Raw genomic sequence first — 14,811 nt, 5'->3', positions numbered from 1 at the left:
ACAAGCCATGATCGCGCACGCTGACGCCCCGGCCGGCCTTGCCTGCCCGCGTCGATCCGCCGGGCCCGCGGCACCGCGGCCCGCAGCCCCCCCACCGGCCGCCAATGCCTTGGTTGCCCGGGTCGCCACGGTGGCCCCGTCCCATGACCGGCTTGGTGCCCAGTTGCCCCGCCCTCTGCGTCCTTCTTGGGGCGGCCTGCCGGGCGCCCTGATCACTGCCCTGTTGAGTGCCCATCTGTGGGGCCTGGCTGGTCCCGCCCTGGCCACCAGCCCGGTGGGCGACAGCCTGGATCGTCCGGCCCTGGCCACCCGGCTGGGGCCCGGATCGGTGCTACTGGGCCTGGCCCAGGCCGGCCCCACCACCGTGGCGGTGGGCGAGCGCGGTCTGGTGCTGCTCAGTGCTGATCAGGCCCGGACCTGGCACCAGGCGCAGGTGCCCGTCAGTGTCACCCTCACCGCTGTGCGCTTTGCCGACGACCGCCACGGCATTGCCGTGGGCCATGCCGGCGTGGTGCTCAGCACCGACGATGGCGGCCAGCACTGGCAGCAACGACTCCATGGGCGCCAGATTGCCCAGGCCCTGCTCGACGAGGCCCGCGTTGGCGGGCAGGCGACGTCCATCGCCCAGGCCGAGCGCCTGGTTCAGGAGGGGGCCGACAAGCCCCTGCTCGATCTGGCCGTGCTGTCGTCACAACGCCTGCTGGCGGTTGGCGCCTATGGTCTGGCCGTGGCCAGTGAAGACGGCGGCCAGCACTGGGCGCCATGGACGTCCCGCCTGGACAATCCCAAGGGCCTGCATCTCAATGCGGTGCGCCACCACGGGGCCGCCATTCTGATCGCGGGCGAACAAGGCCTGCTCTTGTACTCCGGCGATGGCGGTGCGCACTTTCAGCGTCTGGCCAGCCCCTATTCCGGGAGCTTTTTCACCGCCGAAATGCTCAGCCCCGTCGAGTTTCTGGTGGCGGGGCTGCGCGGCCAGATTTGGCACACCCGTGACGCGGGCCAGCATTGGCAGGCCATCGCCAACCCGCTGCCTGCCAGCATCACCGGTTCGGTCCGTGGTGCCGACGGTACGCTCTGGTGGGTCAACCAGGCCGGCCAGGTGCTGCAACTGCAAGAGGGCGTGCTCAGGCCCCTCAACAAACAGGCCCTGGCGCCATTGAGCGCCTTGTTGCCCCTGGCGGGCGGCCAGTGGCTCACCGCAGGCCTGCAGGGGGTGCAAAGCATCACTGCCGACGGCGTGACCATGGCCTCGGCCGTCACACCGGCACCCACTGTCAATGGGGCGGGAGCACGACCATGAGCGCCGTCATCACCCCCTTGCCGCCGACCGCCGAGGCGCCCCAGAGCGGCTTTGACACCCGTTCCGGGTCGATCGTCGAGCGCCTGTTGTTCAACAACCGCCTGTGGGTGGTCCTGCTGTGTGCCCTCGCCACCGTGCTGCTGGGCTGGCAGGCCACCCGGCTGCAGCTCAACGCCAGCTTCGAGAAAACCATTCCCGCCAGCCACCCCTATGTGCAGAACTACCTGCAGCACCAGGGCGAGCTCAGTGGACTGGGCAATGCGGTGCGCATCGTCGTGGCCAACCAGCGCGGCAGCAGCCTGTACGACCCGGCCTACCTGGAGACCCTGCGCCAGATCAGTGACGAGGTGTTCCTGATGCCGGGTGTGGCCCGCACCCAGATGAAGTCGCTCTGGACCCCCAACACGCGCTGGGTCGGTGTGACCGAGGATGGACTGGAAGGCGGTCCGGTGATCCCCGATGGCTACGATGGCTCGCCCGCCAGCCTGCAGCAACTGGCGGCCAACATCGCCCGCTCGGGCGAGCAGGGGCAAGTGGTGGCCCTGGACGGCCGCTCCACCGCCCTGTACGTGCCCCTGCTGGAGCGCGACCCCGACGGCCACCACCTTGACTACAGCGCGCTGTCTGCGCGGCTGGAGGCCTTGCGGCTCAAGTACGAGGGCCGCGGCGTCACCTTGCACATCACGGGCTTTGCCAAGATCGCGGGCGACCTCATTGCCGGGGTGCGCATGGTGCTGGTCTTCTTCGCGCTGGCCGTGCTGATTGCCGCCGGCATGGTCTACGGCTTCACCCGTTGCGTGCGCTCCACCGTGCTGGTGGTGCTCGCCTCGCTGGTGGCCGTGGTCTGGCAACTGGGCCTGTTGCCCACCCTGGGCTATTCGCTGGACCCGTACTCCATCCTCGTGCCCTTTCTGGTGTTCGCCATCGGCATGAGCCATGGGGCCCAGAAGATGAACGGGATCATGCAGGACATCGGGCGTGGTGTCTCGCCCTTGGTGGCCGCCCGCTACACCTTTCGCAGGCTCTTTCTGGCAGGCCTCACCGCCTTGCTGGCCGATGCCGTGGGCTTTGCCGTGCTGCTGGTCATCGACATCCAGGTGATCCGCGAGCTGGCGATTGCGGCCTCGCTGGGCGTGGCCATGCTGATCTTCACCAACCTGATCCTGCTGCCCATCCTGCTCAGCTACAGCGGCGTCAGCCCCGCCGCGGCCGAGCGCAGCCTGCGCAGTGAACTGGCCGATGCCGCCGGTGCCGCACGCCACCCGGCCTGGGCCTTGCTGGACCGCTTCACCCAGCGCCGCTGGGCCTGGGGCGCGCTGGGGGTGGCCGCCGCCCTGGCTGTCATGGGCTACCAGTGGAGCACTCACTTGCAGATCGGCGACCTGGACCCCGGCGCCCCCGAGCTGCGCGCCGACAGCCGCTACAACCGCGACGTGGCCTACGTCAATGCCGCCTATGGCGCCTCCAGCGATGTGCTGGCCGTCATGGTCAAGACCCCCGAAGGCCAGTGCGCCAACTACGCGGTGCTGAACCGCGTGGATGCCCTGGAGTGGCAATTGCGCCAGATCGAGGGTGTGGAGGCCACCAACACCTTGTCGCTGCTGAATCGGCGCGTGCTCACCGGCCTCAACGAGGGCAATCCCCGGTGGTATGAATTCCTGCCCAACCAGGCCATGCTCAACACCGTCACGGCGGGGGCGCCGCGCGGGCTGTACAACGATGCCTGCAGCCTGCTCACGGTGTACGTGTACCTGCGCGACCACAAGGCCGACACGCTGAACCGGGTTGTGGCCCAGGTCGAGGCCTTTGCCCGCGACAACAACGGCCCCGAAGGGCAGTTTCTGCTGGCCGCAGGCTCGGCCGGCATCGAGGCCGCCACCAACATCGTGGTCAAGAGTGCCTGGCACCAGATGCTGCTCCTGGTCTATGCCGCGGTGGTGCTGCTGTGCTTCATCACCTTCCGCTCGTGGCGGGCCGTGGGGGTGGCTGTGCTGCCCCTGATGCTGACCTCGGTGCTGGCCGAGGCCCTGATGGTGGGGCTGGGCATGGGCGTGAAAGTGGCCACCCTGCCCGTGATCGCCCTCGGGGTGGGCATCGGGGTCGATTACGCCCTCTACATCCTGAGCATCACCCTGGCCCAACTGCGCGCTGGCGCCACCCTGTCACAGGCCTATTACCAGGCCCTGCTGTTCACCGGCAAGGTGGTCATGCTGACCGGTGTCACCCTGGCCATTGGCGTCATCACCTGGGTGTTCAGCCCCATCAAGTTCCAGGCCGACATGGGCCTGCTGCTGGCCTTCATGTTCCTCTGGAACATGCTCGGCGCCCTGGTGCTGCTGCCCGCCCTCGCGCACTTTCTGCTGCGCTCCACTCAGCCCACTCAGCCCATCCAGGGCCCCGCCCTGAACCCGTCCCCCGCCCTCTGAAACCGAAGAAGGAACCCCATGAAGCTGATCCATCCCCTGCCGGGCCACCGCCTGCTGCGCCCGGCCTTTCGCGTCGGCCTCGCCGCCCTCACGGCTCTGGCCGCCGGCCTGGGCCTGCCGGCCGCTGCGCAGACCGCCCCCGAGCAGGTGTTCCAGCAATACCTGGCGGCCGTCAAGGCCCATGACAAGGCCGCCGTCGAGGCCTTGATCGCCGAGGACGTAGCGCGCTCCGACTTCCCGGCCTGCCGCCCCGAGATGAGCAACAAACAATGCCTGTCGCTGTACATCGACGCCACCGTGCTCAGCCAGGCCGGCGAGATCACCGTGCTGCGCACCCAGGTCCAGGGCGACACCGTGCACGCCACGCTGGAGCTGCGCAGCGCCCTGACCCGCCGTGCCGGCGTGGAGCGCGCACGGGGCACCGACGAGGTGCGCGTGCGGCAGGGGCGCATCGCGGCCTTCCGCTTCGTGCCCGACTTTGCCGACGAGCCCACCCGCCGCTTCTTTGCCAGCCTGGGCATCGGGCCCGGGGCGCACTGAGCCGGGCTGACAGCACACCGCATTTTTGAAGAGGACCTTGCATGTTTCGTTTCTTTCCCACCAACTACGTCTGGGATCTGTCGGTCAACCTGGCCATCGAGATGGGCGCCCGCATGGGCGAGATCCAGGCCATGTGCGCGCCCCTGGCCGAAGCCGCCCAGCAGCCCGACGCCGCCGGCACGGCCGCCTTTCGCGAGACCTGGGTGCGCATGGCCAATCAGCTCAGCGAACTGGCGGCCGAAGACGAGGCCCGAGGCCGGCTGATCTCGGCCGGCGACAAGCTCAACCGGGCTGCCACCTACCTGATCACGGCCGAACGCCTGTTGGCCCATGGCAGTGAAGGGCGGCTGGCCCTGTACCAGCAGTTTCTGCAGACCTTCCGCCGCAGCATCGAGCTGAGCGGCGAGAACTGCGAGTTCGTGCGCATCCCCTACGAAGGCCAGCATCTGTCGGGTCTGCTGGTGCGCGCCGAAGGGGTCAGCGGGCCGGCCCCGATCCTGGTCCAGCTCAACGGCCTGGACTCGACCAAGGAGATGAAATACCGCGTGGGCCTGCCCGCCTGGCTGGCGCAACGCGGCGTCGCCTCGCTGATCATCGACCAGCCCGGCACCGGCGAGGCCCTGCGCCTGCAGGGCCTCACCGCGCGCTACGACACCGAGCACTGGGCCAGCCGCGTGGTCGACTGGCTGGAGACACGGGCTGACGTCGATCCCCGCCGCATCGGACTCGAGGGCGTGTCCCTGGGCGGCTACTACTGCCCGCGTGCGGTGGCCTTCGAGCCGCGCTTTGCCTGCGGCGTGGTCTGGGGCGCCAACCACGATTGGCGTGACGTGCAGAAGAAACGCCTGGCCCGCGAGGGCAGCCTGCCCGTGCCCCACTACTGGGAGCATGTGCGCTGGGTCTGGGGCGCCAAGGACCCCGACGACTTCATGCGCATCGCCGAAAACGTGCACCTGGACGGCGTGCTCGACCGCATCCGGGTGCCCTTCCTGGTCACCCATGGCGAGAAGGACTCGCAGATCCCCGTGCACTGGGCCCACCGCAGCTACGAGCAACTGGTGAACAGCCCCAAGCGCGAGCTCAAGGTCTTCACCGACCGCGAAGGCGGCGTGCAGCACTCGAGCTTCGACAACTCCGCCAATGCCGGTGCCTACATCGCCGACTGGGTGGCCGAAACCCTGGGTGGGCGTACCGCGCTGCCCGCCACCCGCTGACCTGAACCCCCACCTTCATTTCTGGAGACATTGCATGAACATCATCGGACCCGACGCCCTGGTCTTTGGCGTTGACGACCTGGCCGCCTGCAGCCGCTACCTCATCGATTACGGCCTGCAACCGGTCGATCTGGGCGCCGACGGCGGTCGCTTTGAAGCCCTGGACGGCACCGCCATCGTGCTGGCCCGCCGTGACGACCCGGCCTTGCCGACGGGCCTGGGCACGGCCAGCCAGTTGCGCAAGACCGTCTACGGCGTGGCCGACGCCGCCACCCTGGAGGCGATTGCCGCCGACCTGGGGCGCGACCGCGAGGTGCGCCGCCTGCCCGACGGCTCGCTTGAAACCCTGGATGACATGGGCTTTGCCCTGGGCTTTCAGCTCAGCGTGCGCCGCCCCATCGCTTTACCGGCCGAAACCGTCAACGCCCCCGGTGCGTCGACACAACGCCCGGCCAACCAGGTGGCCGCCAGCGACGACACCCCGATCCGCCCCCGCACCCTGTCCCACGTGGTGTATTTCGTGCCCGATGCGGCCCGGGCCGAGGCCTTTTACGTGCAACGCCTGGGCTTTCGTTGCACCGACCGCTTCACCGGCGTGGGCCCCTTTCTGCGCCCTGCCGGCACGCTGGACCACCACACCCTGTTCCTGATCGAGACCCCGCCTTTCATGAAGGGGGTGGAGCATTTCACCTTCCACCTCGGCGGCCCTTCGGAGCTGATGCAGGCCGGCACGCGCTTCGCCAACCAGGGCTATCAGTCCTTCTGGGGCCCGGGGCGACACCGCTTTGGCTCCAACTGGTTCTGGTACTTCAACAGCCCCCTGGGCTGCCATGTCGAGTACGACGCCGACATGGACCTGCACGACGACCAGTGGCAGGCCCGCGAGACCCCCATGGGCGCCGACGCCTCGCAGCTGTTCCTGTTCCAGCACCGCGACAAGTGGGCCCCTTCCGGCCCGCCCCCCGGTGCAGCGCAGGCACAACACTGAGGCGAGCCCCACCGTGTCACCCTGGATCCGCCTGTGCCATGTCGATGAGCTGCCCGAGGGCAGTTCGCGCGGCTTTGATCCCCTGCAGCAGGGGCAGGACTCGGTGCTGCTGGTGCGCCGCCAGGGCCAGGTCCATGCCTACCGCGACGCCTGCCCCCACCACGGCGGCACGCCCATGGCCTGGCGCAAGGACGCCTACCTCAACGCCGCAGGCGACCGCATCGTCTGCCATGCCCACGGCGCGCAGTTCGAAGTCGCCACCGGCCAATGCACCCTGGGCCCCTGCCTGGGTCAGGCCTTGTCGCGGCTGGACCTTGTGCAGAGTCCGCAGGGCGAGCTGCGACTGCAACGCCATCAATTGATATCAAAAAACGGAGACATCCCATGAGCCCACAAGCACAACACAAGATCCTCATCATCGGCGGCGGTTTTTCCGGCATGTCGGCCGCCATCGAGCTGCGCAAACACGGCCATGCGGTCGACCTGGTCGAGATCGACCCCGGCTGGCGCTCGTATGGTGCAGGCATCAGCCTCGGCGGCGCCACCCTGCGCGCCTTCCGGCAACTGGGCATCCTGGAGCCCTTCCTGCAGGTCGGCCACGCCTCGGATGGCGTCGAGCTGCTGGCCCCGAATGGCACCACGCTGGCCCACCTGCCCACGCCACGCATCGCGGGGGCCGATGTGCCGGGGGGCGGCGCCATCATGCGCCCCGTGCTCGCGCGTCTGCTGGCCGAGGCCACCCGGGCCTCGGGCACCCAGGTGTTCCTGGGCTGCACCTTCAGCGAGATCCGGCAGGACGCCGAGGGCGTCGACGTGCGCTTCACCGATGGCAGCCAGCGCCGCTACGACCTGGTCATCGGGGCCGATGGCCTGTACTCCAAGGTGCGGCAGAGCGTGTTCCCGCAGGCTCCGGCCCCGCGCTACAGCGGCCAAGCCGTGTGGCGCGCCGTGCTGCCCCGCCCCGACAGCGTGGGCGGCGCCATCATGTGGGTGGGCCCCAAGATCAAGGTGGGTGTCAACCCGGTCTCCCAGACCGAGATGTACCTGTTCGTGACCGAAGACCGCGAGCACAACACCCACGTGCCGCCGGCCAACTTCCATCGCCTGCTCGACGCCTTGCTGGCCCCCTTCAGTGCGCCCCAGGTGCAGCAGCTGCGCAGCCTGCTCACGCCAGAGTCGCAGATCGTGTTCCGCCCCCTCGAAGGCCTGCTCATGCCCCGCCCCTGGCATCAGGGGCGGGTGGTGTTGATCGGCGACACCGTGCACGCCACCACGCCCCACCTGGCCTCGGGCGCCTGCATCGGCATCGAAGACGCCCTGGTGCTGGCGCAGGAGCTGGCGTCCGGTGACGGCCTCGATGCCGCTCTGCAGCGCTTCGAAGATCGCCGCTGGGAGCGTTGCCGCATGGTGGTCGAGAATTCCGGCCGCCTGGGCGAAATCGAGATCACGGGCGGCGACAAGGCCGAACATGCCCGCATCATGCGCGACTCCCTGATGAGCCTGGCGGAGCCCGTATGAGCCACCCGCTGACCGACACAAGCCCGCAGCCCAACCAGACCGAGCGCTGGCCGGCCCGCCTGGCGCTGATGCTGGCGCACTGCGCCGGCATGCTGGATCTGGTGGCCCTGCCCGTCTGGGTGGGTACGCTGATCTCGTCCTACCACCTGGACCCTCAGCAGGCTGGGGGCCTGGCCACCCTGTTTCTGGTGGGGGCGGTGTTCAGCAGCCTGGCCGTGGCGCCGCGCCTGCACCGCCTGCCCGGGCGCCTGCCGGTCGCCCTGGGTTTCGGCCTGGCCGCGCTGGCCTTTGCCGGCGCGTCCCAAACCGCCGACTACGCCGCCATGGCGGTGCTGCACGCCCTGGCCGGCGTGAGCTCTGCCGCCGCACTCAGCTGCACCCACGGCACCATTGCACGCAGCGCCAACCCGCACCGTCTGTTTGCCTTGGTCGGCATCGCCCTGGGGGTGTTCGCCGTGCTGTTCTTTGCCGCCGTGCCGCCCTTGCTGGCCAGCCTGGGCGGTGCCCTGTTGTTCAAGGTGTTCGCTGCGGTCATGGCCGTGGCCTGCGTGGCCACCGGCTTGGCATACCCACGCGCCGCCGCGCTGATGACGGGGCAGGGCGTTGCGGCCCCAGGCCCCCGCGTGCCGCTGGGCCGGGCTGTCTGGCTCGGGGCCTTGGGGGTGAGTTGCATGGCCGTGGTGCAGGCCATGATGTTCAGCTTTCTGGAGCGCATCGGCATGGACCGGGGCTTTGGTCTGCAGGCGGTCAATGCGGTCCTGGTGGCCCTGGGCCTGGTCAACCTGCTGCCGGCCGGCCTGGCCGCCCTGCTGCAACGCCGCTGGCCGGCCGAGCGCGTGGTGCTGTGCGGCCCGCTGGCCCAGGCGGTGCTGGTGCTGGTGATCACGCAAAGCCAGCAGTTTGCGCCCTATGCCGCGGCAGCCTCGGTGTTCGCTGCGGTGATGATCTTCACCCACACCTTCGCCTTCGGCCTGCTGGCCCGGCTCGACCCCAGTGGTCGGGCCCTGGCCGCCACGCCGGCCATGATGATGGCGGGCGCCGCCCTGGGCCCGGTGCTGGGCGGCACGCTGGTCAAGTGGGCCGGCTACGAGAGCCTGGCCGGCGCGGCCGTGCTCATGGCCGCCTGTGCCGTGATCTGTTTCTCACAAGCGCGCCCGCGCTCGACGACCCCCTCGCCCCCGCCCCCTCAGCCGGCCGGAGTCTGATATCCCTGACTGACCACCCCCAACGATCCATGAGCACCAAACCCACCCGCCGCCTGGTCGACCTGTCGATCTACCTGGAAAACGATGTGCTGTCCGACCCGCCTCCGCTGGCGCCGCGCATCACCTACCAGACCCACGCCGACACCTTGCCCGAGTTCATGCACATGCTGCCCGGCACCGTACCGGCCGACTACCCCGATGGCCAGGCCGCCGCAGCCGAGTGGGTCACCCTGACCACCCACAACGGCACCCACCTCGATGCGCCCTACCACTTCCACGCCACCATGGACGCCCGCCTGGGCGAGGCCCGGCCCGCCATCACCATCGACCAGGTGCCGCTGGAGTGGTGTTTCCAGCCCGGCGTGAAGCTTGACTTCCGGCATTTTCCGGACGGCTATGTGGCCACCGCCGCTGATGTGGAGGCCGAACTGGCGCGCATCGGCTACAGCCTGCAGCCGCTCGACATCGTGCTGGTCAACACCCGGGCCGGCGAGCGCTACGGCCACAGCGACTACCTGAACGCGGGCTGCGGCATGGGCTACGAGGCCACCATGTACCTGTTGGAGCGCGGCGTGCGCCTGACCGGCACCGACGCCTGGAGCTGGGACGCCCCCTTCTCGTACACCGCCCAGCGCATCGCCGAAACCGGCAACAAGGCCCTGATCTGGGAGGGCCACAAGGCCGGGCGCGACATCGGCTACTGCCACCTGGAGAAGCTGCACCAGCTGGAGGCCCTGCCGTCCCATGGCTTCACCATCAGCTGCTTCCCACACAAGATCCGCGGCGCCTCGGCCGGCTGGACCCGGGCCGTGGCCATTTTCGATCCCGAGTGAACCGGCCGCTGGCGGCCTCAGCCCTGAACATCATGAACACCCCATCCGACACCCACCCCTTGCCCCCCATCCACCGCGTCGTGACCGGCCATGACGAGCGCGGCCAGGCCGTCGTCAGCAGCCAGGGCCCGCTGCCCACGGTGGTGGCCATCGAAGCCATCCCTGGCACCGTCTTCCACGAGGTCTGGAGCACCGAGGCCACGCCCGCCCGGGTGGACAACGGCCCCGACCCCACCCTGGGCCCGTTGCGCCTGCCGCCCCCGGCTGGCGGTACCCGGCTGCGCTTTGTCGACATCCCGCCCGACACCGCCGATTACCTGGCCACCGGGGCCGGCCGCATGAAAGAGGCCTTCACCCAGATCGGCGACGCCGGGGCCTCGACTGTGGTGGCCGACTCGCCTCACCCCCTGATGCACCGCACCGAATCGGTGGACTACGGCGTGGTCATCGAAGGCGAGATGACCCTGGTGCTGGACGACTCCGAGGTGCTGCTGCGCCCAGGCAGCGTGGTGGTGCAGCGCGGCACCAACCACGCCTGGGCCAACCGCTCGGGGCGGCCCTGCCGCATGCTGTTCGTGCTGGTGGACGGGCAGTACGACGCTGACATGGCGCACTGTCTGGCCAGCCGCTCGGCCCACCCTGCCGGAGCCCTCTGATGCATGTGCTGATCACGGGGGCGGACGGCTTTGTGGGCGCAGCGCTGGTGCAGCGCTTGTTGCGGGTGATGCCCCTTGGGGCAGGGCAGGGGGGATTGCGCCTCACCCTGGTCGACCGGCACTTTCGTCAAGGTTCGCCGGGGGCCGGGCATCGCCAACACACCGGCCACTTCGCCGATGCAGCCTTGCTGCAAAGCCTGTCGGAGGACCCGCCCCAACAGGTGTTCCACCTGGCCAGCATGCCTGGCGCGCTGGCCGAGCGTGAGCCTGAGGCCGGCCTTCAGGCCAATCTGCTGGGCACCGTGCACCTCCTTGAACACTTGGCCGGCCTGACCCGGCAGGGGCGCACGCCGCCGGCTCGGGTGGTGTTGGCCAGCTCGGTGGCCGTCTATGGCGCACTGGGGCCCGGGCCGGTCGGCGAAGACCTGCTGCCGCAGCCCCAGCTCAGCTACGGCACCCACAAGTGGATGAGCGAGCTGCTGCTGGCCGACTACGCCCGTCGCGGCGAGCTGGACGGTTGCAGCCTGCGCCTGCCCGGCATCGTGGCCCGGCCGCCTGCGGAAAGCGGGCACGGCTCTGCCTTCATGAGCCAGATCTTCCATGCCTTGCGTGCCGGCAACCCTTATGAGTGCCCGGTGTCGCCCGAGGCCGTGTGCTGGTGGATGTCGCTGGCTTGCTGCCTGGACAACCTCTTGCATGCGGCCAGCCTCCCTGCCTCGGCCATGCCGGCCTCGCGTTGCTGGCAGTTGCCGGTGCTGTGCCTGCCCGTAGCCAGCGTCATCGAAGCCACCGCACACAACCTGGGGCGGCCGGCTGCTGCGTTGATCCAGCACCGGCCCGACAGCCGCATCGAGGCCCTGTTCGGCCGCCAGCCGCCGCTGCAAACCCCTGCGGCCGAGGCGGCCGGCTTTCGGCACGACGGGTCAGTGCAGGGACTGGTGGCACGGGTGTTGGGCACCGCCGGGGGCATGGCCTGACCAAGAGTGGGCGGGGGGCCGGTCAGCGCCGCCGCCCGAACTCCATGATCGCGCCTGCCATGGCCTCCAGCCGCAGCACGCGCCGTGCCGCACCCAGTTGCACGGCTTCGCGCGGCATGCCGTAGACCACGCAAGTGGCCTCGTCCTGGGCGATGGTGTCGGCATTGGCTTCGCGCATCTGAAGCAAGCCGCGGGCGCCATCGTCGCCCATGCCGGTGAGGATTATGCCCAGGGCATTGTTGCGCGCCACCGTGGCGACCGAGCGAAAAAGCACGTCCACGCTGGGGCAATGGCGGTTCACTGGCGGGCCTGGCGCCACATCGACGTGGTACTGGGCGCCGCTGCGCCGCAGCTGCATGTGCTGACGCCCTGGCGCAATCAACACGCGCCCACTCAGCACCCGGTCACCGGGCCGGGCCTCGCGCACCTCGACCGCGCACAGGCTGTTGAGCCGCGCTGCAAAGGCCGCGGTGAACTTCTCAGGCATGTGTTGCACCACCACGATGCCGGGCGCAGTCGGTGGCAGCGCGACCAGAATCTCTTCCAAGGCCTGGGTCCCACCCGTCGAGGTACCAATGGCCACCACGCGATCGGTGGTTTCATGCAGGGCATCCGGCATGGTGGGCCCAGACAGTGGGCGCGCGGCCAGCGCGGGCACGGCGGCCATGGGCAGGGGCTTCAGGGGTGTGCGCGTCGGCGTGCTGCGCAATCGGCTCAGGTTGACCCGGCTGGCCGCGCGGACCGCTGAGACCACGTCGTCAGAGGCATCCACCAGAAAGCCGCTCACGTCGCTTCGGGGCTTGGTCACGATGCCGGCGGCGCCGGCTGCCAGTGCCTGCAAGGTGGTCTGTGCTCCGGCTTCGGTGAGGGTGGAGCAGATCACCACCGGCGTGGGTCGTTCGGCCATGATGCGCCGCAAGAAGGTGATGCCGTCCATGCGCGGCATCTCCACGTCCAGAACCAGCACGTCGGGCCAGTCACGCTTCATCTTGTCGAGCGCGAACAGCGGATCGGGCGCTGTGGCGATGACCTGGATGTCCGGCACCGCCGACAGCACCTGGGTGAGCACCTTGCGCACCGTTGCCGAGTCGTCCACCACCATCACGCGTATTTGCTTCATGCCTGTGCTCCTGTTGTTGCCACGCCTTCGTCGAATCCCTCGCAAGGCGAGAACCGCAGCCAGACATCGCCGCTGCTCAGGTCGAGCCGCAGTTGCCGATATCCCTGTCCACCCAGGTGCTGCGCCACCACGCGCAGACCGTGGTGGCGCACCAGCCGGTGGGCCTGCTCGACATTGCGCAGGTGCACCTGCAGCGCTTCGCCGCCGCCCGCCGTGCTGGCGAACATGCGCCCGCCGCCAAACAGCTTGACCTCACACTCGGTCGGCGTGCAGCCGGCGCGCCGGGCTGCGGCCAGCAGCAGGGCCAGGGCTTCGTCCCCGTAGCGGCCATCGAGCACCCGCCGTTCCAGACCTCGGGCGGTCGGGCCGCGTTCGGGCAGCATGTAATGGCACAGCCCGCCCGCCTGGGTCTTGGGGTGCCACAGCGTGACAGCCACGCACGAACCCAGCAGGGTGCCGACCCGTTGTTCGCCCTGGCCGAACCAGACCTCGCCGGGCATGACCATCTTCTCTGGCCTCGGGGTCCAGGGTGTGGCGGTCATGCGTGCTTGCGATAGACCGACGGCGAATGCGCTTGCAGCAGCGGGCTGATCCCGTTGAGGCTTTCCGAATGGCCGACCACCAGCCAGCCCCGGGGCCGCAGTGCCCGCAGCAGGCGTTCGATCACGCTGCGCTTGGTGGCATCGTTGAAGTAGATCATCACGTTGCGCAGGAAGATCACGTCGAAATCGCCCAAGTCGGGCAAGGTCTCATTGAGGTTGACCTGCTCGAAGCGGACCCGGCGCCGCAGTTCGGGCGCGATCAGAAAGCGGCCGTGCTGTGCCCCCACACCTTTGAAGCAGAACGCGCGCAGAAAGGGTTCGGGGATCTCACGTGCCAGCGCCGTGTCGTACAAGCCCTGGCGGGCCCGCTCCAGCACACGGGTCGACAAGTCGGTGCCAAGCACCTCCCAGGGCGCCGCGCCCAGCACGTGGGCCATCAGCATGGCCAGGCTATAGGGTTCCTGCCCCGTAGAGCACGCGGCGCTCCACACGCGCAGCGGGCGGCCTGCCGGGTGCTGGGGCAGCACCGTGTCGCGCATCAGCTCGAAATGCCCCGGCTCGCGAAAGAAGTGGGTCTCGTTGGTGGTCAGCAGGTCGACTGCCAGCTGGTGTTCCTGAGGATCGCGCTGAAGCAGCTCGAAGTAGGCCTCGAAGCTCCCCAGACCGTGCTGGGCCACGCGCCGTGCCAGCCGGCCAGCCACCAATGCCTTTTTGGCCGGGCCCATGGTGATGCCGGCCACCCGGTGTATCCAGTGCTGGAACAGGCCGAACTCGGTGTCGCCCAGCACCCATCCTGCGGGCGCGGCGCCTGGTTGCAGGGCGCGGCTCATGGCCCAGCCTCCGCGGTGCGATGCGTGTTGATGCTGTGGCTGTGCATGTGCTGCCATCTCCATTTGGCGGCGCGGTGCGCCGCCTGCGTGCGGGGGGGGCCAGCAGGCGGCTTGCGCGATCAGGTGAGGGCCTCGTGGGCCGGGGCGTTGCGCAGGTCTTTGAGCTCTTCGAGCGACAAGGTCTTGTGCACGTTCAGGATCAGCACAAAGCGCTCCTTGACTTTGCCCATGCCCTGCAGGAAGTCAGGGCGGATGCCGGTGCCGAAGCTTGGCGGCGGCTCGATGGCGGCGGCGGCGATGTCCAGCACCGCATTGACGGCGTCGACGATCACCCCGATCACCTGTGGCCCGAGGTCCGACGCCTCACCGGCGGGCAGCTCGAGGATCACCACGCAGGTGCGCCGGCCGACCACGCTGGGCTCGCCGCCGAAGCGGCGCGACAGATCGATCACTGGCACCACCGTGCCGCGCAGATTGATCACCCCGCGCATGAAGGCCGGCATCATCGGCACCAGGGTGATGGGCCCGAATTCGATGATCTCCTTCACCTGCTCGATGCCCATGGCATAGACCTCGCCCTGCAGGGTGAAGCTCAGGTACTTGTGGGTGCCGGAGAGGGCCCCGCGGTCACGTTCGGCCAAGGCTGTACTCATCGCAAC

15 protein-coding genes are annotated in these 14,811 nt (G+C 69.2%); 11 read left to right on the top strand and 4 right to left on the bottom strand.

The annotated features are described in order from the left end of the window. Positions 1-7 precede the first annotated feature (7 nt). The 11 genes from AC07VS_RS14075 to AC07VS_RS14025 all read left to right on the top strand — a co-directional run bounded on the left by AC07VS_RS14075 (position 8) and on the right by AC07VS_RS14025 (position 11,660). Positions 8-1,303: a WD40/YVTN/BNR-like repeat-containing protein gene (locus tag AC07VS_RS14075; protein WP_494751263.1), complete on the top strand. Its 1,296-nt coding sequence runs from the start codon at positions 8-10 to the stop codon at positions 1,301-1,303. Further along, complete coding sequence (locus AC07VS_RS14070) at positions 1,300-3,729, top strand: efflux RND transporter permease subunit (protein ID WP_494751262.1); 2,430 nt, start codon at positions 1,300-1,302, stop codon at positions 3,727-3,729. Before AC07VS_RS14075 ends, AC07VS_RS14070 begins: the two co-directional genes overlap by 4 nt. Before the next feature lie 18 nt (positions 3,730-3,747). Beyond that, positions 3,748-4,269 carry a nuclear transport factor 2 family protein gene (locus AC07VS_RS14065; RefSeq protein ID WP_494751261.1) on the top strand — a complete coding sequence of 174 codons (522 nt, stop codon included), beginning with the start codon at positions 3,748-3,750 and terminating at the stop codon, positions 4,267-4,269. Positions 4,270-4,310: 41 nt separating this feature from the next. Then, a complete protein-coding gene (locus AC07VS_RS14060) occupies positions 4,311-5,483 on the top strand; it encodes an alpha/beta hydrolase family protein (RefSeq protein ID WP_494751260.1) in 1,173 nt (390 codons plus the stop codon). A gap of 34 nt (positions 5,484-5,517) precedes the next feature. Continuing rightward, positions 5,518-6,471 (top strand): VOC family protein, encoded by a 954-nt coding sequence (locus tag AC07VS_RS14055; protein WP_494751259.1) that lies wholly within the window; start codon positions 5,518-5,520, stop codon positions 6,469-6,471. A 13-nt stretch (positions 6,472-6,484) separates the two neighbouring features. Next, positions 6,485-6,859 carry a Rieske (2Fe-2S) protein gene (locus tag AC07VS_RS14050; RefSeq protein ID WP_494751258.1) on the top strand — a complete coding sequence of 125 codons (375 nt, stop codon included), beginning with the start codon at positions 6,485-6,487 and terminating at the stop codon, positions 6,857-6,859. Next, positions 6,856-7,989 carry an FAD-dependent oxidoreductase gene (locus AC07VS_RS14045; RefSeq protein WP_494751257.1) on the top strand — a complete coding sequence of 378 codons (1,134 nt, stop codon included), beginning with the start codon at positions 6,856-6,858 and terminating at the stop codon, positions 7,987-7,989. Before AC07VS_RS14050 ends, AC07VS_RS14045 begins: the two co-directional genes overlap by 4 nt. A 68-nt stretch (positions 7,990-8,057) precedes the next feature. Then, a complete protein-coding gene (locus AC07VS_RS14040) occupies positions 8,058-9,194 on the top strand; it encodes an MFS transporter (protein WP_494657994.1) in 1,137 nt (378 codons plus the stop codon). Between the two features lie 29 nt (positions 9,195-9,223). Further along, positions 9,224-10,027 carry a cyclase family protein gene (locus AC07VS_RS14035; protein WP_494657971.1) on the top strand — a complete coding sequence of 268 codons (804 nt, stop codon included), beginning with the start codon at positions 9,224-9,226 and terminating at the stop codon, positions 10,025-10,027. Positions 10,028-10,059: 32 nt separating this feature from the next. Beyond that, positions 10,060-10,683, top strand: coding sequence for a cupin domain-containing protein (locus tag AC07VS_RS14030; RefSeq protein WP_494751256.1), 624 nt, complete (start codon positions 10,060-10,062; stop codon positions 10,681-10,683). Next, the gene (locus AC07VS_RS14025) at positions 10,683-11,660 is read left to right on the top strand and encodes an NAD-dependent epimerase/dehydratase family protein (RefSeq protein WP_492347481.1); all 978 of its coding nucleotides are present in this window, start codon (positions 10,683-10,685) and stop codon (positions 11,658-11,660) included. The genes AC07VS_RS14030 and AC07VS_RS14025 overlap by 1 nt, the downstream gene beginning before the upstream one ends. Before the next feature lie 22 nt (positions 11,661-11,682). On the opposite strand, the gene AC07VS_RS14020 is transcribed toward AC07VS_RS14025, so the two are convergent. The 4 genes from AC07VS_RS14020 to AC07VS_RS14005 all read right to left on the bottom strand — a co-directional run bounded on the left by AC07VS_RS14020 (position 11,683) and on the right by AC07VS_RS14005 (position 14,805). Beyond that, positions 11,683-12,780 carry a protein-glutamate methylesterase/protein-glutamine glutaminase gene (locus tag AC07VS_RS14020; protein WP_494751255.1) on the bottom strand — a complete coding sequence of 366 codons (1,098 nt, stop codon included), beginning with the start codon at positions 12,778-12,780 and terminating at the stop codon, positions 11,683-11,685. Then, positions 12,777-13,322, bottom strand: a complete 546-nt coding sequence (locus AC07VS_RS14015) for a chemotaxis protein CheD (protein WP_492347483.1) — start codon at positions 13,320-13,322, stop codon at positions 12,777-12,779. The genes AC07VS_RS14020 and AC07VS_RS14015 overlap by 4 nt, the downstream gene beginning before the upstream one ends. After that, the gene (locus tag AC07VS_RS14010) at positions 13,319-14,152 is read right to left on the bottom strand and encodes a CheR family methyltransferase (RefSeq protein WP_492347484.1); all 834 of its coding nucleotides are present in this window, start codon (positions 14,150-14,152) and stop codon (positions 13,319-13,321) included. Before AC07VS_RS14010 ends, AC07VS_RS14015 begins: the two co-directional genes overlap by 4 nt. A gap of 119 nt (positions 14,153-14,271) precedes the next feature. Continuing rightward, a complete protein-coding gene (locus AC07VS_RS14005) occupies positions 14,272-14,805 on the bottom strand; it encodes a chemotaxis protein CheW (RefSeq protein ID WP_492347485.1) in 534 nt (177 codons plus the stop codon). Between the last annotated feature and the right edge of the window lie 6 nt (positions 14,806-14,811).

Source organism: Curvibacter sp. GW821-FHT01G03 (genome assembly GCF_059422285.1).
The sequence above is the reverse complement of the archived record's forward strand: the minus strand, read 5'-3'. Positions and strand labels throughout refer to the sequence as shown.